The sequence below is a fragment of the Mesorhizobium sp. M0052 genome, assembly GCF_040323255.1.
Classification (GTDB): domain Bacteria; phylum Pseudomonadota; class Alphaproteobacteria; order Rhizobiales; family Rhizobiaceae; genus Mesorhizobium.
Genome location: NZ_JAMYUS010000005.1, coordinates 119725 through 141005 on the forward strand (window position 1 = coordinate 119725; position 21281 = coordinate 141005).

General features: G+C 62.7%; 14 protein-coding genes, 1 tRNA gene and 1 pseudogene. 10 read left to right on the forward strand and 6 right to left on the reverse strand.

Going from position 1 to position 21281, the window contains the following annotated elements; translation table 11 throughout:
- Nucleotides 1-72: 72 nt before the first annotated feature.
- Nucleotides 73-330 (reverse strand): PepSY domain-containing protein, encoded by a 258-nt coding sequence (locus NKJ77_RS08075; RefSeq protein ID WP_023668990.1) that lies wholly within the window; start codon nucleotides 328-330, stop codon nucleotides 73-75.
- 357 nt (nucleotides 331-687) lie between these two features.
- Here NKJ77_RS08075 and NKJ77_RS08080 point away from each other — a divergent pair, with 357 nt between their 5' ends.
- Together NKJ77_RS08080 and NKJ77_RS08085 are read left to right on the forward strand one after the other, a co-directional pair.
- Nucleotides 688-2460: an adenylate/guanylate cyclase domain-containing protein gene (locus NKJ77_RS08080; RefSeq protein ID WP_352534797.1), complete on the forward strand. Its 1773-nt coding sequence runs from the start codon at nucleotides 688-690 to the stop codon at nucleotides 2458-2460.
- 129 nt (nucleotides 2461-2589) lie between these two features.
- Nucleotides 2590-6912 carry a cytochrome P450 gene (locus tag NKJ77_RS08085; RefSeq protein ID WP_352534799.1) on the forward strand — a complete coding sequence of 1441 codons (4323 nt, stop codon included), beginning with the start codon at nucleotides 2590-2592 and terminating at the stop codon, nucleotides 6910-6912.
- 7 nt (nucleotides 6913-6919) lie between these two features.
- Here NKJ77_RS08085 and NKJ77_RS08090 read toward each other — a convergent pair whose 3' ends face one another.
- A complete protein-coding gene (locus NKJ77_RS08090) occupies nucleotides 6920-7606 on the reverse strand; it encodes a Crp/Fnr family transcriptional regulator (protein ID WP_023668987.1) in 687 nt (228 codons plus the stop codon).
- Nucleotides 7607-7702: 96 nt separating this feature from the next.
- Nucleotides 7703-8044, reverse strand: coding sequence for a hypothetical protein (locus NKJ77_RS08095; protein ID WP_156936196.1), 342 nt, complete (start codon nucleotides 8042-8044; stop codon nucleotides 7703-7705).
- Nucleotides 8045-8112: 68 nt separating this feature from the next.
- On the opposite strand from NKJ77_RS08095, the gene NKJ77_RS08100 reads away from it, so the two are divergent.
- The 5 genes from NKJ77_RS08100 to NKJ77_RS08120 all read left to right on the forward strand — a co-directional run bounded on the left by NKJ77_RS08100 (nucleotide 8113) and on the right by NKJ77_RS08120 (nucleotide 15838).
- Complete coding sequence (locus NKJ77_RS08100) at nucleotides 8113-10377, forward strand: DNA/RNA non-specific endonuclease (protein ID WP_352534801.1); 2265 nt, start codon at nucleotides 8113-8115, stop codon at nucleotides 10375-10377.
- An 11-nt stretch (nucleotides 10378-10388) separates the two neighbouring features.
- Nucleotides 10389-11366 (forward strand): trypsin-like peptidase domain-containing protein, encoded by a 978-nt coding sequence (locus tag NKJ77_RS08105; RefSeq protein WP_023832170.1) that lies wholly within the window; start codon nucleotides 10389-10391, stop codon nucleotides 11364-11366.
- A 304-nt stretch (nucleotides 11367-11670) separates the two neighbouring features.
- On the forward strand, nucleotides 11671-12801 hold the full coding sequence (locus NKJ77_RS08110) for a hypothetical protein (RefSeq protein ID WP_155923996.1): 1131 nt from the start codon (nucleotides 11671-11673) through the stop codon (nucleotides 12799-12801).
- Nucleotides 12798-15458, forward strand: coding sequence for a DNA/RNA non-specific endonuclease (locus NKJ77_RS08115; RefSeq protein WP_352534805.1), 2661 nt, complete (start codon nucleotides 12798-12800; stop codon nucleotides 15456-15458). The genes NKJ77_RS08110 and NKJ77_RS08115 overlap by 4 nt, the downstream gene beginning before the upstream one ends.
- Before the next feature lie 107 nt (nucleotides 15459-15565).
- The gene (locus tag NKJ77_RS08120) at nucleotides 15566-15838 is read left to right on the forward strand and encodes a hypothetical protein (protein WP_023832173.1); all 273 of its coding nucleotides are present in this window, start codon (nucleotides 15566-15568) and stop codon (nucleotides 15836-15838) included.
- 38 nt (nucleotides 15839-15876) lie between these two features.
- On the opposite strand, the gene NKJ77_RS08125 is transcribed toward NKJ77_RS08120, so the two are convergent.
- Both NKJ77_RS08125 and NKJ77_RS08130 read right to left on the reverse strand, forming a co-directional pair.
- Nucleotides 15877-15951: transfer RNA gene (locus tag NKJ77_RS08125), tRNA-Val, on the reverse strand.
- A 129-nt stretch (nucleotides 15952-16080) separates the two neighbouring features.
- Nucleotides 16081-16764 carry a phosphoglycolate phosphatase gene (locus NKJ77_RS08130; RefSeq protein WP_023691328.1) on the reverse strand — a complete coding sequence of 228 codons (684 nt, stop codon included), beginning with the start codon at nucleotides 16762-16764 and terminating at the stop codon, nucleotides 16081-16083.
- A gap of 154 nt (nucleotides 16765-16918) precedes the next feature.
- Here NKJ77_RS08130 and rpiA point away from each other — a divergent pair, with 154 nt between their 5' ends.
- The 3 genes from rpiA (at nucleotide 16919) to gor (ending at nucleotide 19770) form a co-directional block, all read left to right on the forward strand.
- Complete coding sequence (rpiA, locus tag NKJ77_RS08135; RefSeq protein ID WP_023832174.1) at nucleotides 16919-17650, forward strand: ribose-5-phosphate isomerase RpiA; 732 nt, start codon at nucleotides 16919-16921, stop codon at nucleotides 17648-17650.
- Nucleotides 17637-18254, forward strand: a complete 618-nt coding sequence (locus NKJ77_RS08140; protein ID WP_023668979.1) for a DUF2059 domain-containing protein — start codon at nucleotides 17637-17639, stop codon at nucleotides 18252-18254. The genes rpiA and NKJ77_RS08140 overlap by 14 nt, the downstream gene beginning before the upstream one ends.
- A gap of 124 nt (nucleotides 18255-18378) precedes the next feature.
- Entirely contained in the window at nucleotides 18379-19770 is a 1392-nt protein-coding gene (gor, locus tag NKJ77_RS08145; RefSeq protein WP_023832175.1) for a glutathione-disulfide reductase, read from the forward strand.
- Between the two features lie 74 nt (nucleotides 19771-19844).
- Here the strand turns inward: gor and NKJ77_RS08150 are convergent.
- Nucleotides 19845-21031, reverse strand: a pseudogene (locus tag NKJ77_RS08150) (magnesium transporter).
- Between the last annotated feature and the right edge of the window lie 250 nt (nucleotides 21032-21281).

A 21281-nucleotide genomic window follows, 5' to 3' on the forward strand; every position in this document is an offset into this window, starting at 1 on the left:
TGTCCGACAACTGCCACCATCGTAGGCAAAAAACGTGGCGGACGGAATTGCCGAAGCGGTGCGGTATCGGCGCTATTTCGGTTCGGCGGTCACGGGATCGAAGGTGATTTCGACTTTCGCCTTGTCGGCGGTGTAATAGGTGACGGTGTAGCCGTCCTTGTCCCAGTCGACCTCCTTAACATAGCGAAAGCCGTCGCGCTGCTCGACCTTGGCGATGATTGCCGACAGTTTCTGGGCATTCGTCGGCGGCAGTGGGCTGTCATCCGCGGCAAAGGCCGTCGAGCCGGCCAGAAGAACGACGACACCGGTCGCCAGAACAAGATTTCGCATGATTACCCTCATTTCACGTTGGTATGAACCGCACCGGAAACTCGCAGGCAGCACAGTTTGTTCCGAGAGCTGACATCGCGCAGCTTCCGTGAAGCCCTAGATCGCCGCGCTCAGAGCGACGGCACGCCAATATTTGCGCCAACCGCCGGCCAACCATGAGTGCTGCCACGGCCCGCGCTGGACAACCCGATGGTGGTAGAGCTTTGCCCAAGACCCTGCTAGACTTCTGGTCCTGGCGGGGTGGCATGGCGCGCCAACCCCGCCGGAATCTTCATCTCTCAGCGCGCGGCGAAGTGTTTCAGGAACGGGTCGTCGCCTGTGCTGGACCAGAACCAGAAAGGGAGCGGGGGCTCGAACATGGCTGTACGGAACTACACCCGTCAGCTGGCGACAATCATTTCTATCGATGCCGTCGGGTTCTCCCGGCTGATGGGCATCGACGACGAGTCTGCTGTCGCGGCATTCGAGGAACGGCGCGACATCATCGCCGACAGCTGTGGCACATTTGGCGGCCGCACGTTCGGCGACGCCGGCGACAGCATCATGGCCGAGTTCGGCAATCCGATCGAGGCGTTGCGCGCGGCCTTTGATTTCCAGGGCCGCATCGTCGCCCTCAACGCCGAGGTTGCCGACGACATGCGCATGCCGTTTCGGGCCGGCATCAACACCGGCGACGTCATCGTGCGTGGTGGACGCCTCTACGGCGACGACGTCAACATCGCCGCGAGAATCCAGGAATTCGCGCCGGGCGACGGTCTCGCCGTTTCGGAGACGACCTGGCACCATGTGAAGGACAAGACGGCGGCCGAATTCACCGATCTCGGCGAATTCATGCTGAAGAACATCGCCTTGCCGGTGCGCGTTCTGATCGCCGGCCGCAGTGGCAACGGATCCTCGCCGGCGGCGTCGTTCGCCGCCATTCCCCAGGCCAATGCGCAGCAGAAGCTGTCGTCCAAGGGGCCGCCGGCGATCGCCGTCCTGCCCTTCCACGCCGATGGCGGCGAGCATGACATCGGCTACATGGCCGACGGCATCGCCGAGGACATCATCTATGGTCTTTCCAACACCAGATGGCTCTCGGTCATCGCCAAGGGCTCCAGCTTCCAGTTCCGCGACGACACGCTGGGCACGCGGGTGATCGGCAACGCGCTCGGCGCGCGCTACATCGTCAGCGGCACGCTGATGCGCAATGGTGGCCAAATCCGCCTCAACACCTCGCTGGCCGACGCGTCCAACGGGCGGCTGGTGTGGTCGCAGCGCTTCGATCGCGATCTGGTCGACATCTTCAACCTGCGCGACCAGATCGGCGCTGAGATCGTTTCGATCCTCGACAAGGAGGTCGACCGGGCGGAACAGGCACGCACCTTCCAGGTTCCCTGGGAAAGCCTGGAGACCTGGCAACTGGTGCGACGCGGCCGCTGGCACATGAACCGGCGCACCCGCGGCGACACCGAAACCGCACTCGAGTTCTTCCAGAAGGCCTACCGCGAAGACGCCAATTCGAGCGCCGTGCTCAACGAACTGGCGTGGTGGTATTTCTGGCGGGCATGGCTGCGTTTCGGCGACAGCGACGATTTGAACAAGGTCGAGCAGTTTGCCCGCAAGGCGTTGCTGGTGGACAGCCTGGATGCGCGCCCGCACGCCCATCTCGGCGCCGTCGACATCATGCGCGGCGAACCGCGGTCGGCCGTCGACCATCTCGAGGAAGCGGTCCACATCAATCCGAGCTTTGCCTTCGCGCGCTCGGCCATGGGCAGCGCCCAGCTGCTGCTCGGCAATGCCGCCACCGCGATACCGTTCTTTCTCGATACCGAGCGATTGAGCCCGTTCGACCTCTACCGCTTCCACAATCTGGGGGAACTGACGGCGGCCTACTGTTTGGTCGAGAACTGGCCGGCGGCGATCGCTGCTGCCGATCGCTCGCTCAACCTGTCTCCCGGCTATTTTTATTCCAGGTTCCTGAAGATCGGCGCGCTGATGCGAAGCGGCCGGCCGGAACAGGCGCGGCGCGAGATGGCCATTTTCGCCACCCGGCATCCCGATTTTTCAGAACAGCGTGTGCGCTGGATACCTTTCACCGACAAGGCCGCGAACGAGTTCCTCGTCGCCAATTTCCGACTGGCCAAATGAACATGGCGTCAATGCTGGCTGGAACATGGACCAACTGTGAAAAGATTCACATACGTGCAACCGATGCAAACCTAGGCGTTGAACGGCCGGCATCGCAATAACGTGGATAGCCGGGGGGCTTGAACGCGCATGACCGAACTGAAGTATTTCGACGCTATTCGCGCGGCCCAGAAAAACCAGCGCCCGCTGTCGGAAATGCCGCCCTTCGATCTCGGCCGGATCCGGAAGACAGGGCTGATTGCGCGCATCGTCGGGTCTCTGGCCGAAGACCCCCGCTGGGCGCTTTCCTTGTTGCGGCGTTTCCGGCCGACCGGCAAGCTCTTCGGTGTTCTCGTGGTCACCAAGAACGCCGATGTCCGCGACATATTGGAGCGCGGCGACGAATTCCAGACCCCATACGGCCCGGAAATGACCGAGCTTGCCCGGGGATCCAACTTCATCCTCGGCATGCAGGACGGCGCCGACTACCGGCGCATGAAATCGTCGGTGCTGAGTGCATTCCCGCCGGCCGAGGTCGAAGCCGCCGTCAGGCCGATCGCGGCGCGTCATTCGCAAGAGATCATGACGCGCGCTAGCCCCGGCTTCGATGCGATCTCCAAGTTGATGAAGATCGTCCCGGTGCACATCTGTCGAGATTATTTCGGCGTCGAGATCGACGATGAATCCGAATTCGCCGACTGGGCGATCGCGCTGAGTGCGCTGTTCTTTTCGGACCCGACGGCGAGCCCCGTCATGCGCGAACTCGCAGTGGTGGCGGGCAACCGTCTTCTCAAAGTCATCGATCGCTCCATCCAGTCGGCCAGGGACCGGGGCTTGAAGGCCGAGCAACCGCTGGCGAGGCTGGTTGTCCAGATGGATCAGGGCCGCCTGTCGCGGGACGACCTCAATTCGATCATGCTGGGCATGATCGCCGGCTTCGTCCCGACCAATGTGCTGGCCGCCGGAAATTGCCTCGACGTGATCCTGTCGCGGCCGGACGCACGGCAGGCTATCGATGCCGCATTGGCCGAAAACGATACCGCCAAGCTCGACAGGGCCGTCCTTGAAGCCATGCGCTTCAAGCCGATCTGGGTCGGCCCCTGGCGCTACACGGCGCGCGACGCGATCATCGGCAAGGGTACGCGCCGCGAGCGCCTGGTGAAGGCCGGCACGGTGGTGATGCCGGCGACGCTGTCGGCGATGTTCGATGCCGACGCCGTGCAGAACCCGGACCAGTTCGACACATCGCGCCCGCATCGCGACTACATGGTGTTCGGCCACGGCATTCATCAGTGCATCGGCGCCGAGATCGCCAGGAACCAGATCGGCGAAAGCCTGCGCGCCCTGTTCCAGAAGCAGGGCGTGCGCCGCATGCCCGGCAAGGCCGGGCGGATGACCCGCATCGGCGCCTATCCCGAAACCCTCAAGGTCGATTTCGAACGGGCAGAACTCTGCCGCACCGTAACGCAGTCTATGGTGACGGTGGTCTGCCCGGTCACCCGATCCGCGTCGCTGGATGCTGTCCGCGACGAGGTTGCCAGCCTCGGCAACCCGGCCGTCGAAGATATCCGCACCGCGCTCGACATTGCCGGCACCGTCCACTTCACCAGCCTGACCGTGGTCGGCACCGGCGAGATCGGCGCTGATTCCGGTCAGGAAAAAGGAGCTCTGGTTCTCGAGATTTCCGGTGACGGCAGCATCGACGATGTCATCGATGCGGTCACGCACGCCATCGGGCACCGGCTGCGGCCGATCTTCAAGGATGTCTGCGATCTGCGCGATGGCGGCGCATTGAACGATTTCCTGCGCAAGCACAATGTCGACATATCGCCGTCCTTCGGCAGCAATGCCGGACTGGTGTTTTCGGGCACGCCGGGGCACTCGGTCCAGCGTATCAAGGCCGAGCAGCAGCTTTTCGAAGCCGTGCGCGACATCGTCGAGCGGCCACGCAAAGGCGCCGGCAACGCTCCTGCCGTGCTCGCTGAAGTTCGCCAGCATGTCCAGTCATTAGGGACGTTTGCCTGGGCGTTCGAGCCGGCCGAGAGCCTGCTGGAAAAGCCGCCGGGTCATTGGGGCCGTGCCCTGATGACGACGTTGCTGGTACCACCGGTCTTCGTCACGGTGGCGATCATCTGGGCTGCTTGCTGGTACATGACCTACGGTGTGGTGTTCGGCAGATCTATCGACATCAGTTCCCAGGAAATCTCCTTCACCGCCATAGCCGTAGCAATCACCTCACTTCTGTTGTCGGGACTTGGAGTGTTGGTGGCAGCGGCGCTGCTGGCGTTTTCGTGCTTGCTGGCGCTGCGACGCCGCGAGGACAGGGATCGGCCGGAAAGCACATCGATCGGCATATCTGAATTGAACGCGATACTCGTCAAGGAGGGCCGCGCGGCACAAAACCATCTGACTGCGATTTCGACGATGAAGGCCGGCATCCTGCGGCGGCTGGCGCTCAGGTTTTCCTTCTACCTGATCTCGATAGCTGCCCAGAAGGTGTTCAAGCCAGGGTTCCTCAACACCATCAACACCATCCATTTCGCCCGCTGGATATTGCTGCCCGGCTCCACCCGATTGATGTTCTTCTCCAACTACGGCGGCAGCTGGGAAAGCTATCTTGAGGACTTCATCGCCAAGGCGTCCGCTGGCCTGACCGGCGTGTGGAGCAACACCGTGGGCTATCCACGCACACGATGGCTGTTCCTGGACGGCGCGCGCGACGGCGATCGTTTCAAGCGCTGGGCGCGGCGCCAGCAGGTGCCGACCCTGTTCTGGTACTCCGCCTATCCCCAAATCAACACAGAGCGCATCCGGATCAATTCCCGGGTCAGGCGCGGCATTGCTTCCGCCGTCGGCAATGAGGCGCGCGACTGGCTGAGCTTGTTCGGTTCGCTACGGCGCCCGGCGAGCGAAACAACCACCGTTCAAAAGACCACTTCGCTGCTGGCCAATATCAGCTCTGCCTTTCCGGCGCCTCTCGAACAGCAGCTGGAAACCGGCGAGATCCAGTCCATCTTCTTCGGCCCGCTCGGCCCGCTCGCTTATTCGCATATGCTTGCGATCCGGGTGCCGGACAAGTTGCCGGCGCCCAAGCGCAGAGCCTGGCTCGATTTCGTTGTCGAGCAGACGAGTTTCGGCGAAGGCAGGCCCGCCGGGCGCGCTATGATAGTCGCCTTTGGTCCCGGTGGCCTGCGGCAGTTTGGGCTCGACGAGGGTGTGGAGGGCGATCCACTGGAAACATTTCCGATCGCCTTTCGCCATGGCATGGGCAATCCCGAGCGTGGGCGCATACTGGACGACCGAGGCCGCGACGGCCCGGACGAATGGGAGTGGGGGTCGTTGGAGAACCCTGTGGACCTGGTCATCGTCTGCTATGCCGAAGACCCGGGACGGTTGAAGACCGAGATTGCCACAGTGAGACGAAAGACGACCGGTGCAGGCATGAAGGTCGTCGCCGAACTGCCGCTCGCCGTAAACCGGGGTCCGACCGACACGAAGACGAAATCGTCCGACGGGGCAAAGCGTGACGATCGGTCGGAACGTGGGCCAGCCTACGAGCATTTCGGTTTCGCGGACGGGATTTCGCAGCCGATTGTCCGGGGCACGACCCGCGCCAGCAGGGGCGCCGCGCCCATGCATCTGGTCGCGCCCGGCGAGTTTCTGTTCGGCTATCGTGATGAGCATGGGTTCTATCCAGCCTCGCCCTCGGTAAGCGCATCACGCGATCGGACCGGAATCCTTTCGCAGGTGCGCCGTAGCCGGCTGATTCCGGGCCTGCCGCCACCGCCGCGCGATTTCGGGCGCAACGGTTCATTCCTGGTTATTCGCCAGTTCGAGCAGCACGTCGACGTCTTCAACAACTACTGCAAAAAGGCTGCAGCCTTGGTCGCGAGCCAACTCGGCAACCAAGCCATCACGCAAGACTGGATTGCCGCCAAGATGCTCGGCCGCTGGCAGAACGGTAGCTCGCTGGTGCGCAACCCGGATCATCCGGGACGCGTCATCGACAACAACTTCGCCGCTGGCGCCGAGGATCCGCAAGGCCATCGCTGCCCGCTTGGTGCCCACATTCGCCGTTCCAACCCACGCGACTCGCTGGGTGAGGACCGCGATACGCAGATCAATATCGGCAAGCGCCATCGTATCCTGCGGGTCGGCCGCACCTATCAGAAGCAGGACGGCAAGAATGGCAAGGTCGAAAAGGGGCTCCTGTTCATGTGCCTCAACGCCGACATAGAGCGCCAGTACGAATTCATTCAGCAGACCTGGGTTTCGTCGGCCACGTTCCAGGGCCTCGTCGCTGAAAAGGACCCGACGATTGGTTCGCGCGGCGGCGATGGCAGGTTCACCATTCCGTCATGGGAAAAGGTCACGACGCTCCGTGACATGCCGCAATTCGTCACCACCAAGGGGGGTGGGTATTTCTTCATGCCCAGCCGCTCGGCGTTGCGATATCTGATTTCGCGGCTCTGATTCGGCGTCAGTCGTCGTCCTGCGATTCGGCGATATGGCGCAGCGCCCCGGTGTCGGTGATGCGCAGGCCGCCGCGTTTGATGGCAATGAACGAGCGGTTGCGCCAGTCGTTGAGCGTCTTGTTGACGGACTCGCGCGTGGCGCCGAGGAACTCTCCGAGTTCCGATTGCGAGATCGGAATCCAGCCGGCGCTGTCGGCCATCACCTTGGCCAGGAAGACCAGGCGTTTGGCGAGCCTCGCCTCGATGCCGAAGAAGGCCTGGTCGCCGAGTTCGCCGCTGACCCAGCGCAGCCGGGCGCACAGAAGTTCGATCATCGCGCGTGCCAGCGGTGGATTTCTCTCAATGCGATCAAAGAGTTGTGTCCTGCTGAGCGAAACCAGCTCGCAAGCGGTCAGGCAGATGGCGGTGGCGGTGCGTGGCCGCCCGTCAAGCGCGCCGATCTCGCCGACGAGGCTGCGCGACAGCTCGATATTGGCCACCAGCTTCTGCCCGCCAGGCGAATAGATCGAGATTTCCACCGTGCCGCTCATCACCCCGTAGATCCGGTCGGCGGCATCTTCCTGGACGAACAGATGCTGGCCGGCGGCGTAGCGCTCGACCTTGCAGCCGCTGAACAGGATATCGAACAGCTTTGGATCGATGCGTGCCAGGCGCGGCAGATCGTTTCTGTCGTTTGGGCCGCCAAAAGCCATGTTCCAAATTCCCAATTGCCGCAATCGGCGAAGTTTAAGGGCCGAAGTCTAAGGCAAGAGTGCACCGCGTCAAAGGCCGGCGTTCATCCCTTGCGATTACGCCTTGTAAAGGCTTGGCGCAGTGGTCGCGCCCAGTGCCTGGCTCGTGCCGGGCGGAAAGCCGCCTGCACGCGCGGCGAGAGGAGCCGCGCGTGCAGGCGCCAACTGATAAAAATGGATAGGTGATAAAATTTCTGTAAAACCGAGCGGCCGCAATGGCCCTTCCACCCGTTGCGATAGGTGGGCGCAAACAGCGTGAGCGTCTGTGACGGAGATCACATACGGCATCGCTGAAATAATGCGAGCGTCATACATCGCGCGAGCGACTGCGGCAAAGACATGCCGACGTTGCACTCCGGTCATCTTCGACGCGAGTTGATTTGTTTCCTTGCCTGCCAATCAGAAATGCACCAGTCTAAAATGGGGCAATACAGTTATTTACTTCGACAGAACCTTTGGGGGCGACTATGCCGGTCAGCAGAGAGCAGCGAATCCGTCAATATCTCGATCTCGTCACCGGGGGCGAGGGGACTGAATCGGTCCTCGGCAACGTGGAGACGATGGCAGGCGGCGCTCTGGAATCCCTTGCGCCTGCGGAAGCCGGCAAGACGGAGGCGGCGTTTGAATCGGCGCGCGCTGGCATGGAGAGCCTCGCGCGGGGCGCCGAAGTCGCGCCCGAGCAGCTTTCCGATCTGGAAGCCATAATCATCCCGGAGTTGCGGCCGGTCTATGACATCAAGGATGGCACCTTTACGACGCTGACTTTCGACGGCGCTCCGACACCTGGCCATTCGCTGTGGACGAAGCTTACCAGCGAGGCCGCATTGAAGCAGCGCATCGAAGCCGCCCTGCCGGCGATCGGGCGTATCGAACTGTTGTGGAACACCAATATCCCTTACGGCGGCACGGGCTTCGTCGTCGGCCGCAACCTGTTGATGACCAATCGTCATGTGGCGCAGATATTTGCGGACGGCCTTGGCGACTGCAATCTGCAATTCATCAACGGCCGCGCCGCCGGCATCGACTTCAAGCGCGATTCGGCGGCGGGAAACGTCTTCAAGATCCGCAATGTCCGGATGATCCATCCCTATTGGGACATGGCGATCCTCGAAGTCGAAGGCCTGCCCGACAACATCACGCCGCTGTCGCTCGCGGTCGCCGACGCGCGCGATATGCTGCGCCAGGAAGTCGTCGCCATCGGCTATCCCGCGTTCGACAATCGCAACGCGGTCGATGTCCAGAACGAGCTCATGCGCAATCGTTTCCAGGTCAAGCGCCTGCAACCGGGCATGCTGCAGGGCGGCTTCGATACGGAGAGTTTCGGCAAGATCGTCAGCGCGGCGACACATGATTGCTCGACCACTGGCGGCAACTCCGGTACCGCCATGATCAACCTCGCCACCGGCGAGGTCGTGGCGCTGCATTTCGCCGGCCGCTATCTCGAGCGTAACTACGCCGTGCCGACCGGCGCGCTGGCCAAGGACCAGCGTGTCGTCGACCTCGGCCTCAATTTCGCCGGCGCCGCCAGCGGCGGCCCAAACGATTGGGGCGCATGGTGGAACAAGGCGGACAGCGGGTCGCCGGCCGAGGGCGTAAACCTGGTTGAAGTCGGCGGCGTCCAGCAGATCCCGGGCGTCGCCACCCAGACGCCTCCATCCGGAGGCGTCGTCGTTTCGCCGGGCGGCAGCGTCACCTTCGAAGTGCCGTTGCGCATCACCGTCTCGCTCGGCGCAACGCCTGCCCATGAAGCGGTCACGGAAACGGTCGAGCTCGAAGCGGCCAAGTCGACCCCTCCAGGCGGCGCATTCGTTCCCAAAACGGTCGCGGACTATGCCGGCTATAAGGGCTACGACGAGAAATTTCTCTCTGGCGGCACTAAACTCGCGCCGGTCGTTGTGCCGATGCCTGAGGCCACCGACCTCTCCGTGCTGGCGCCGCTCAAGGCCGGCGGCACGCAACTCGACTACCAGAATTTTTCGCTCAAGATGCACGCCAAGCGGCGGCTGGCGCTGTTCACCGCCTCCAACGTCACCGAGGAGAGCAATCTGCGCGAGCCGGAAAAGGGCCGCAACTATTCGCGTGGCGGCCTGTTCAGCGAGCGCTGGTTCCCGGATCTGCGGCTCGACGACAAGTATCAGATCCCCGATGTCTTCTACACCCAGGATCAGGGCGCCTTCGACAAGGGCCATATCGTCAGGCGCGATGACGTGGCCTGGGGCAGCACCTTCGAGCTGCTGCTCAGGGGCAATGTCTGCTCCTTCCATGTCACCAACTGCTCGCCCCAGGTCGAAGGCTACAACCGCTCCGACAGCGGCGAGAAGAACTGGGGCGATCTTGAGAACCACGTCCTGTCGGAGGCGGCGAGCGAGCGGCTTTGCGTCTTCGCCGGGCCGGTCCTCGCCGAAGACGACCGGACCTTTGCCGGCAAGGGTCCCAAAGGCACCAGTCTTCGCGCGCTAGTGCCGCGCCGCTTCTGGAAGGTGGTGGTCGCCCGCGTCAGTGACGGCATCGCCAGCTACGGCTTCGTGCTCGAACAGGATCTGTCGGACACGCAGCTTGAGTTTGCCGTCTCCGACGAGTTCATCGGCGCCATGTACCCGCTGACCGAAATCTCCGAAATGACCGGCGTCAGCTTCGACCAGTCGCTGGTCGATGCCGACCAGTACGAAACGGTTCGCGGCACCGAAATTGCCATGCGGGCGGGATCACGCAAGCGGAAGAAGAACGGCTAGGGGAGCGTCCAATGACCCAGTGGACGCAAACGGAGCTGACCAGCCTCAACCGGATCCTCGCCAATCTCTATCCGATGATCGGCGATGGCGTGCGTGTCGCCAAAGGGGTTGGGTTGGCCACGTCGCAAATCGCCTTTGACAACAAGGCTATCAACAACTGGTTTGCGATTGTCCAGCGCGCAAAACAGGAAACCAAGGCCGATGACCTCGTCGCCTTTGCGCTTGATGAGAATCCCGGCGACGAGGCATTGCTGCAGGCAAAGCAGCATGCCCCGCCACCACCGGTCGAAGGGCCCGCCACTGCCAAGTGGAGCGGCGTACCAGGCCAGCTCGAAAAGATACTCGGCGACAAGAGCACGCTGGTGCCGATCAGCTATCTCGAACTCGGCCTTGTCAGGGCAAGATCGGTGGTGCGCATCAAGCGTGCGGATGGCAGCTCCGGCACCGGCTTCATGACCACCGGCGGGATCCTGATCACCAACAACCATGTGTTGCCTGACGATGCCTCATTGGCCGGCACGGTGGTCCAGTTCAACTATCAGCGCACCGTTGCCGGGCTCGACGCGCCGCTCGATCAGTTCGACATCGACACCGCCGTGCCTCTTCGTACCTCCAAGGACAATGATTGGTCCGCCGTCCGCATCAAGGGCGATGCCTCCAAATGGGGCGAGTTGGAATTGAAACCCATGACCGTCAAGGCCGGCGATCATGTCAACATCATCCAGCATCCCGGCGGTGCGCAGAAACAGATTTCGTTCGTCGCCAATGTCGTAGCCTTCGTCGGCGGCGGCCGCGTCCAGTATCTCACCGACACACTGCCGGGTTCGTCGGGCTCGCCGGTCTTCGACACCGACTGGAACCTGATTGCGCTGCATCACAGCGGAGGCTGGCTCACCGAGCCCAACGCGCCTACCAAAAGCACATACTATCGCAACGAAGGCATCGCGATCGACACCATCATCCAAGACCTCGCGGCAAAGCCTGTGTAGATGGTGAGCTATGCAGACCGATGGCGCAGCTCGATGCGCGGCGATTTGGGACTACGGCATGTAAATTTTTTCGGATGTGACGGTTTATAACGCCACACACCAAACACCAGGGAGTTCAGAGATCAGCGCCTATTTCGACCTCAGGCTTCAACTGGCTGATCTCTACCCATTGCCTCCCGATTGGTTGCAGGTAACCAAGGACGCTGGAATCGTCGCTGGCGCCATCAACCTCCAGGGGGCGGCGCTTACAGTCTGGTTCAACATCCTTGACTATGCGTTGACCAATAAACTGTCGCAGGCGCTTATGACTGCCGTCGTGGCGCAAAATCCGCAGTGCGCGGCCCGGTTCAAGGCCTATCTGGACGAACTCGCCGCGGGCCAGAAACCGACGGCCGAGTTGCCCGGCCTGACGACCGACGATCGGGTCAACACCGCGCTCGCAGGCTTCAACGCCGTCAACCAGCAGTCCAAGGACATTCAGGCCACGCTTGCCGCCGACAACGGCCTCACCAATGTCACCAGCCAGATCGATGTCCTCAAGACCTACAAGGACCTGCATGACCATCTGCAGAGTTTTCAATACGGCATCGGCAGCTTCCAGAACCTGCTGGTCGCCGCCCGCGACATGGGGGCCGACCTGGAGCAGGTCCGCGTCATGCGCAATTTCCTCAAAATATTGAAGCTCTTCTGTGTCTCTATCGGAGAGTCGGTCATGGAGCTGCCGGCGGGGCCGGCGCTTCACGATATCGAGCAGGCCTGGCTCGACGACCTCAAGGCGGCTGCGATCAAGTTGCAGGCTGCCATCGATAACAAGTCTCCGGACGCCTACGACGCGCTGTTTGACGTGCGCACCGTGCTACGCGTCGTGCCGTCGCGGCTCAACCAGCAGATTTTCGTCACGGCAAAGAACCTGCCCTTCGGACTTTTGGCCACCGGTCTAGATACGATAGCCGGCAAACTTCCTGCAGAAGAGCCGTCCGTGCCCTTGATCAAGGCCGCGCATGACGCGATCATGGTGCTGTCCTCGACCATCTATGCGCGCGTCGTCGAGCACAAGCTATGGCAGGACATCGACAACAAGCTGGCCAGCCTTACCGACATGATCGAGCCGATAGAAGGGGGCGCTGCGGCGGACAAGTCGCTGCCGTTCCAGTTTTCGCCGCTGTGGCGAAACCTGGAAGTGAAGGTCAAGGTTCTTGCCGACCTCGACCCCACTGGAGCGTGGCGGGAGACGCTCGTCGACTACTCCACCGACGTCAACGACCAGCTATCGCGCGAGACCGTCGATACCGCCTTCATCCTTGCCTTCGAAGCCTATCGGGACGAGGCCCAGCAACGCTTCGTCCAGGTCGATCTGGCGCTGAAAACGGAATGCGCCTCGATCGTCCGCGTCAGCACGCCTTTGCACAAGATCATTGAGGACCTGGGGCCATGAGCGATGAACTTGCGACAGGCACGGAGACCGAAACTCCGGCCGATTTTATTTCGCTGAGCGACATCCGGATCGCACATCTCGAGCTGATGCGCATCGCCAGCAGCAATGAAGCCGTCGACCCATCGATGAGCCGCAGCGACAAGGCCGGCGCCGAGACGACGGAAGCCAGCATCGACAACACGGCCCCCGATGCGCAGGCCATCCGCGACTTCCTGGCCAAGGCACGGCGCGCCGGCAGCACCATCGCGCGGGAATCCGACCGGCGCGCGGCGCAGCGCATACTCGATTATTGGTCCGCCGAACTAGTCACGCGGCCAGACATCACCTCAGCCGACGTCAGCCCGGTGCGGCTCGCGTCTTTCGCAGGTGGCGGCGGCCTTGAAACGGTCGCTGTCGCGGCGGACGATCCGGGGTCGGTTGCAACGGATGCCATTGTCGGGCCGGCCAAAGCCGGCCCCACGGCCTCTGGGTCCAACGAGCAATCCGCTTCCGACGACGAACTGAGTTCGGACGAACTCACCGAGCGCTTTCGCATCCGCGTCGCCGCCCAGGCACGGCAGTGGAAGAACACCGGCTACCCCGGCTATCTCCTGCGCGGCGAAGCGCTGAAGGAGGCCGCCGAGCTTCCACAGGGGCCAGACATTGCCGAATTCGTCGAGGCGAGCGCCAAGGCGGAGACGGACAGCCAGAAGCAGCGTGATCGCAGCAAGAACATATTGATCGCGCTGTTCGCCATGCTGGCTGCGATCCTCGCTGGAACTACCTATTTCGCATTTAACCAGAGGAATTTCGCATTTAACCAGAGGAATGATGCCGTCATCGCGCGTGCCAAGGCCGAGTCCGCGGCGAACGACGTCGTGGAACTCAATAAGCACCTAAGCGCTGCGCTCGCGGACACAAAAAGCGAACGCGTACGAGCAGAGGCCGCGCGCGACGCTGCCTTGAAGAATGCCGAGGACGCTGCCAAAAGACTGCGTGAGCAGCAAGACACGCAGGCCACCTTGCGGTCTGCCATCGGGCTTGTAATCGACCAGCTCAAAGGCGGCGATGTGTCCCTCGAAAAGCTGACACCCGATTTGAAGCAGGCGGTGCTTGTCGAACTGGCCGGCCGGATCAAAAGCAGCGAGATCAGTCTCCGCGAGTTGCCGGCGCCGCTGCAGAGCGCACTTGAACCGCTGCTTGGCAAGTTGACCGACAAGCTGCCCAACATTCTCACGGGTTATAAAGTCGAGTTCATTCAGGCCAACATAGCCCTGCCCAGGCTGACCGGCGATCTGGCAAGCGATGCCTTGGCGAGGCCGCTGGATTATATCAACTACTCGCTGGTCATGGGCCGAAGCCACCGCATGGCCATCTATTCAGCGGTCAATCTGGACCGGTCGCAAAGGATGCCCTTGCAAGTCACCGGCGGCGGATTGAGCATTGATGACCGCCTGAAGCCCAGCGAACAGCCCGACGGCAGCTGGTACCCTGCTGGTCCCAACCCCCGCTGGCTGCCGGCGCAATTGGCCAACGCCAGCGACATCGCCTGGGGTGAGGAATTCACAAGCGATCCGGCAACGGCGGCGCTCAAACTGGCGCGGTATGCCGATGTCCTGCCCAACACGATGCCGCAGTCGCCGGCCTTCTACGACGATATGTGGGCGCCGCTCGAAAACTGGGTGCGCACGCAGCACAATCCGCTGGCCAATCAGGTGACCATCTTCAGCGGTCCCGTCTTCCGGCCCGCCGACCAGCCGGTCGACGGCGTACCGGCGCCGTACGCCTACTGGAAGCTCGCCGTCTCTTCCGTGCCGGCTGCCGAGAAGGGTGAGGTGAAGGAGCCGGAGCTCGTCATCGATGCGTATCTCATTCCGGCCGACGCCACAGGCGCGTTCAAGCCCGAGAATTACCAGCTCTCGGTTGCCGAGCTGGAAAAGGCAACGAGCCTGAATTTTGGCACTCTCATCGAATGGACGGATTCGGTAAAGAACCCTGGCCCGAATGGAACAGTCGCCGACGAACTGGCGGGGCGCGTCAAGCTGCTCGACAAGGCAAATGATGCACTGCTCGGCGAATTGACCGCGGTCCTCGGCAATCAGGATCTGCCGGTGCCCGAACGGCGCAAGATCGTGGCGGCTCTTGTCGAGATGGCCGGCCTGCGAAGCATGACCGGAATGAGCCCTGCCGGGCGCCTCAACGTGCTTGACGCGTTGCTCGGGGTTCCCTCTGACTTGTGGAACCGCCAGGACCCGGATTCGCAGCTTGTGTTCGCCGGTGCGCGCCGGGCGATTGCCGATCTCGCAATGTCGGCAGCCGAGGGCCAGGCGATCATTGGCGACCAGGATCGCGACGCGCTCAACACACTGAAGGATCGACTCGGCATCCAGCCCAGCACGCAAACGGTTTACGTCCAGTTCGCCGGCATGACGCGCGAGGACGCCCAGGCGCTTTCCGCAAAAATGCGCGCTTTGGGCTGGGGCATTCCAAACCCTGGCGAGGAACGAGTGGAGGCGGCAGCCGGCAAGAACGAGGTTCGCTACAATCCATACAACGACGCCGACCGCCGCGCCGCGGAACTGCTGGCCGCCGACCTGACCGCCGCCGGCCAGACGGTGACTGCGCGTGCGGTACCGGTCATCGGCGCCCACACGCTGGAGATCTGGATCAGCATGTAGCGGCGCCGAAAAGCCGGCAGCCGAAAAAAGCGGTTCGTCAAAAAGCCGTGATGCGCCGCTCAGATATAGCGGCGACAATACGGGCAATTTCACTCCAGGGGTTTTCAATGCGCACGCGTCACGCCGTCATGCTTGCACTTTCCGCGCTTTCCATTCCAGCCGTCTCCATGCCGCTGCAGAAAGCCAGCGCGCTGGAGCCTGAAAAATACACGGTCTATTGCGCCAACGATCACATCGAGGTCTCGTTCTGGGATCTCGAGCAGATGAAGGTGCGGAACGGCTCTGATGTCTGCCAGTTCCAGAGCTATACGAGCTACTCAAGCGCGTTGAACTTTGCGCAGAAGAATTTTGGTGGGGAAGGGGCGAGTTGCAGCTGCTAGGAGTGCTGGCTTGGAGTGTGCTGTTCCGGGAAAGAAAATGGTGGGCGATGCAGGGATTGAACCTGCGACCCCACCCGTGTGAAGGGTGTGCTCTCCCGCTGAGCTAATCGCCCGCTCGTTGCCCGAAGGCCAAGCGAGCCGCGATATAAGGGAGGCAGGGTTGTGAAGTCAAGGCGATGCGCCCGCCTTCTACGCCTGAAATAGGCCGAGGGCGGACGCTGCCGCGCAATCGCCCGTTTCGCTCAGCCGGCCGCAGCTGCAATCAGCCGTTCCGCCAGGTCGAGCGTCAGCGCGTCGAAATGCGAAATCACCGCCGACGGCTCGAATTCTCTGACATGGCGGTCGGTGTAGCCGAAATCGACGGCGACCACCGGAATGCCGGCGGCCTTGGCCGTGTCGATGTCGGTCTGCGAATCGCCGACCATCAGCGCATGGTGCGGGTCACCGCCGGCGAGCCTGATGGTTTCGGTGAGATGGCGCGGGTCGGGCTTGCGGAAGGCGAACGTGTCCTGGCCGGCGATCGCGGCGAAATGCTTTGTCAGGCCGAGCGCCTCGATCAGCGCTTTCGAATTCGCCTCATATTTGTTGGTGCAGATGGCGAGCAGATAGCCGGCCTTCTCGAAGCGGGCGATGGCTTCGACGACACCGGGGTAGGGGCGCGACTTGCCGGGGATGTTGAGTGTGTAGTGGTCGAGGAACACCTTCAGCAGCCTGTCGTGCTCCTCCACCGCCAGCGATTTCTGCTGCGCGGTATGCGCGCGCTCGATCATCACCCGTCCGCCCTGGCCGACAAAACGCCGGAAGCCGGCCTCGTCGACAGCGGCAAGCTCGCTGGCGGCAAGGCTGTGGTTGAGGCTGTCGAGCAGATCCGGCGCCGTGTCGATCAGCGTCCCGTCGAGGTCGAACACGATGATCGGTTGGGTCATGGCCTGTCCTGTGGCTGATGCATTGCAGGCAGGCGATAGCGGCTGCGCTTCTTTCAGGCAAGCCGGTGCGAGCCAAAGTCTTTGACCCTGCGGGCAAAAGTGCTAGGAGCGCGCATTCAGAAAAATCAGAACCAAGCCAAACCCCGGGGCGAGCATGGACGCGAGGCAGTTGAAAGTCGAGGCCGCGCGGGCAGCCCTTGCCCATGTCAGCGACGGCATGCGCATCGGCATCGGCACCGGGACGACGGCCGACGAATTCGTGCGGCTGCTGGCCGAAAAGATCGCCACCGGCTTGTCCGTCATCGGCGTGCCGACGTCGGAGCGCACCGCAGCCCTTTGCCGCGAACTTGGCGTGCCGCTGTCGACGCTTGAGGAAACGCCCGAGCTCGACCTTACCGTCGACGGCGCCGACGAGATCGACGCGGCGCTGACGCTGATCAAGGGCGGCGGCGGCGCGCTGCTGCGCGAGAAGATCGTCGCGGCGGCATCTCAGCGCATGATCGTCATTGCCGATCGCTCGAAGATGGTCGAGACCCTTGGCCGGTTTCCCTTGCCGATCGAAGTCAACCAATTTGGCTTGCGCGCCACCGAAATCGCGGTCGCGGCAGCGGCCAAAAGTCTCGGCCTTTCCGGCCCGGTTACATTGAGGATGACGGGGGGCCAGCCTTTTGTTACAGACGGCGGCCATTTTATCCTCGATGCATCTTTTGGCCGCATTCCGGATACAAGAGCGCTTTCGAATGCTCTCCATGCCATTCCTGGTGTGGTCGAGCATGGTCTTTTCATCGGGCTGGCGTCAGCGGCCATCATCGCCGGCGGCGACGGCATCCAAACCGTCCATGCCGCCCGAAAACCAGGGAGTTCTACCGATCATGATGTTGCATAACCGGGTTCGCAATCTTTGCGCCGTTCTGGCGGCTTCGGCCGTTTTCGCCTTCTCTTCCCCGGCGTTCTCGCAGGAGATCACGGAATCGCATCTGAAGGCGGCACGGGCGGCGGTCACGGCAATCCACGCGACCGACTCGTTCGACAACATCCTGCCGCAAGCGGCGGCCTCGCTCGAGCAGCAGCTTATCCAGAAGAACCCTGATATGCAGGAGCTGATCGGCAAGACCGTCAGCGAAAAGGCACTGGCGCTGGCCTCGCGCCGTGCCGATCTGGAGAAGGAAGCAGCGCTCGCCTATGCCAAGGTGTTCTCCGAGAAGGATCTCACCGACATCGCCGCCTTCTACAATTCCGATGCCGGCAAGAAGCTGCTCGACAACGGCCCCAACGTGACGCGCGAACTGGTCAAGGCCGCCGACATCTGGCAGAACGGCCTGGCGCGCGATCTCGCCCAGCAGGTCGGCGAAACGCTGGCAGCCGCCGCGAAGGCCGCTGCTCCGGCCGCGCCTGCGCCGGATAACGCAACTGCCCCCGCCGATGGCGCTGCACCTGCCGACGGCGATGCGCCCGCAGACGGTGACCAGCCGGAAGCGCCGAAGAACTAAGACGTCTGATTTCGCCACCGGCATCCTTGCCGCTGGACCAGAAAGCCCGGTGGAAACCGGGCTTTTCTTTTGGCTTCATGCGGCCTACCTGTCTCAAACATTTCTTGAGGCAAGGAACAGCAGCATGGCCGGTTACGACTACGATCTCTTCGTCATCGGCGGCGGCTCCGGCGGGGTGAGGGCGGCGCGCGTGGCGGCAGCGCTCGGCAAGCGTGTCGGCATCGCCGAGGAATACCGCTATGGCGGCACCTGCGTCATCCGTGGCTGCGTGCCGAAAAAACTCTATGTCTATGCCTCGCAATTTCCCGAGCATTTTGCCGACGCCGCCGGCTATGGCTGGACGGTGCCGGAGGCGAGCTTCGACTGGCCGACGCTGGTCGCCAACAAGGACCGCGAGATCGCCCGTCTGGAAGCGATCTACGAAAAGAACGTGAAAGGCGCCGGCGGCGAGACGTTCCACTCGCGCGCCATGCTGGTCGACCCGCATGTCGTGCATCTCCTGGGCGATGACCGCACCGTCACCGCCGACCAGATCCTGATCGCCACCGGCGGCCGGCCGGCGCCGCACCCGGCGCTGCCCGGTCACGAGCATTGCATCTTTTCCAATGAGGTTTTCGACCTCAAGCAACTGCCGAAGGCGATCATGATCGAGGGCGGCGGCTACATCGCCGTCGAATTCGCCAATATCTTCCATGGCTTGGGCGTCGACACCACGCTGGTCTATCGCGGCAAGGAGATACTGTCGCGCTTCGACATGGACCTGCGGCGCATGCTGCACGAAACCATGGAAAAGAAGGGGATCAAGATCCTCTGCCACGCCGTGTCGGAATGGGTCCGCAAGCGGCCGGACGGCAGGCTGGATGCGTTGGTCACCGGCGGCAAGGTGCTGACAGTCGACCAGGTCATGCTCGCCATCGGCCGCCTCCCCAACACTGAGAATATGGGCCTGGAAGGCGTCGGCATCGAACTCGGCAAAACCGGCGCCATCGTTGTCGACGAATATTCCCGCACCAACATCGACAACATCTGGGCGATCGGCGACGTCACCAACCGCGTGCAGTTGACGCCTGTGGCGATCCACGAAGCCATGTGCTTCATCGAGACCGCATTCAAGGGCAATCCGACCGCGCCCGACCACGACACCATTCCGACCGCCGTCTTCTCACAGCCGGAGATCGGCACCGTCGGGCTGTCCGAGGACGATGCCGTCAAGCGCTACTCCGATATCGAAATCTACCGCGCCACATTCCGGCCGATGCGGCACACGCTGTCGGGCCGCGACGAAAAGATGCTGACGAAGCTGGTGGTCGATGGCGCCACGCGAAAAGTGCTCGGCGCGCACATCCTCGGGCCGGACGCCGGCGAGATGGCGCAGTTGCTCGGCATTCCGCTGAAGGGCGGCGTCACCAAGGATGATTTCGACCGCACCATGGCCGTCCACCCGACGGCAGCGGAGGAACTGGTCACCATGTACAAGCCCACCTACCGCGTGAAGAACGGCGTGCGGGTCGATTGACGCCCGCGCGCTCGATCTTGAAGAACCCCCCATGGCAGCCGCTGTTGCCACCGCGATGGGAGGCCTGAAGCTTATTACAACAAAGTGCCGCGCAGGATGACCAGCGCCACCGAGAAATAGATCACCAGGCCGGTGACATCGACCAGCGTGGCGACGAACGGCGCCGAGGCGCTCGCCGGATCGAAGCCGATCCGTTTCAGCGCGAACGGCAGCATCGACCCCGACAGCGAGCCGAAGGTGACGATACCGACAAGGGCTGCCCCCACGGTCGCCGCGATCAGCGGCCAATGCGGCCCATAATCGTAGAAGCCCATATACTGCCAGAGCGCGATGCGGCAGATGCCGACCACGCCAAGCATGGCGCCGAGTACCAGGCCGGTTGGCAATTCGCGCAACGCCACCCGCCACCAGTCACGAAGGCCGATCTCGCGCAGCGCCAGCGCGCGAATGACGAGCGAGGTCGCCTGCGAACCGGAATTGCCGCCGGAGCTCATGATCAGCGGAATGAACAGAGTGAGCACGATCGCCTTCTCCAGTTCGCCTTCATAGCTTTGCATGGCGTTGGCGGTCAGCATCTCCGAGATGAACAGCGCGCACAGCCAGCCGCCGCGCTTCTTGATCATCGCGAGAAAGCTCATCTTCATGTAGGGCTCGTCGAGCGCCTCCATGCCGCCGAAACGATGCGCGTCCTCGGTCGTCTCCTCGATCATGGTGTCGATGATGTCGTCGATGGTGACGATGCCGAGGATCTTGCCGTGGTCGACGACGGGAACCGCGAGCAGGTCATATTTGGAGATCGTCTGCGCCAGTGTCTCGCGATCGGTCAGCGGCGTCACCGTCACCGGGGCGCGATCCGGCGCCACCGACAGGATCGGATCGTCCGGCTCGCCGGTGATCAGCCGGCGCAGGCCGGTCGCAGCGTTGCCCGCAGCGGCGGGACCAACCCGCCGAGCAGCTCGGAGCGCGCCGGTTCGTCCAGTTCGCGCAGGATATCGGCGGCGCGGTCGACCGACATGGCGGTCAGGAGCTTGCACGCCTTGGCGCGCGGCAGCGCCTCGGCCAGATCGGAGGCGCCGTCGAGTTCAGGCTGGTCGAAGATCTCGACCAGCCGCTCGAACGGCATTTCGCAAAGCAGTTCTATCGCGGTATCGCGAGATTCCCGGTTCAGGGCCTCGACGACATCGGCGACGTGATCATTGGCAAGGATACGCGCGATAGCGACGGCATCGTCGCCCGCTACGACGGGGGTAAATTCGTTCATGGCTCACTCCTTGCCGTCCGGCGGGACGTGAGCCGTTAGAGGTCACATCGAGGCGGACGGCGGTTGCGTTCGACTACTGTCGCCAGGCATGGCGCGGTGACCTTTCTGCTCGCGGGTTCGAGTTGGAATTCAGCGAGCGGGCGCAACATAGGAGCGCATCTTGGCGAGTCAATCGCGGGGGTGGCGGAAAACAGCCGGGAGCCGGCCCAATCGCGAGACTGTGATGATTATTGAAGGGGAGGGAGCGAGT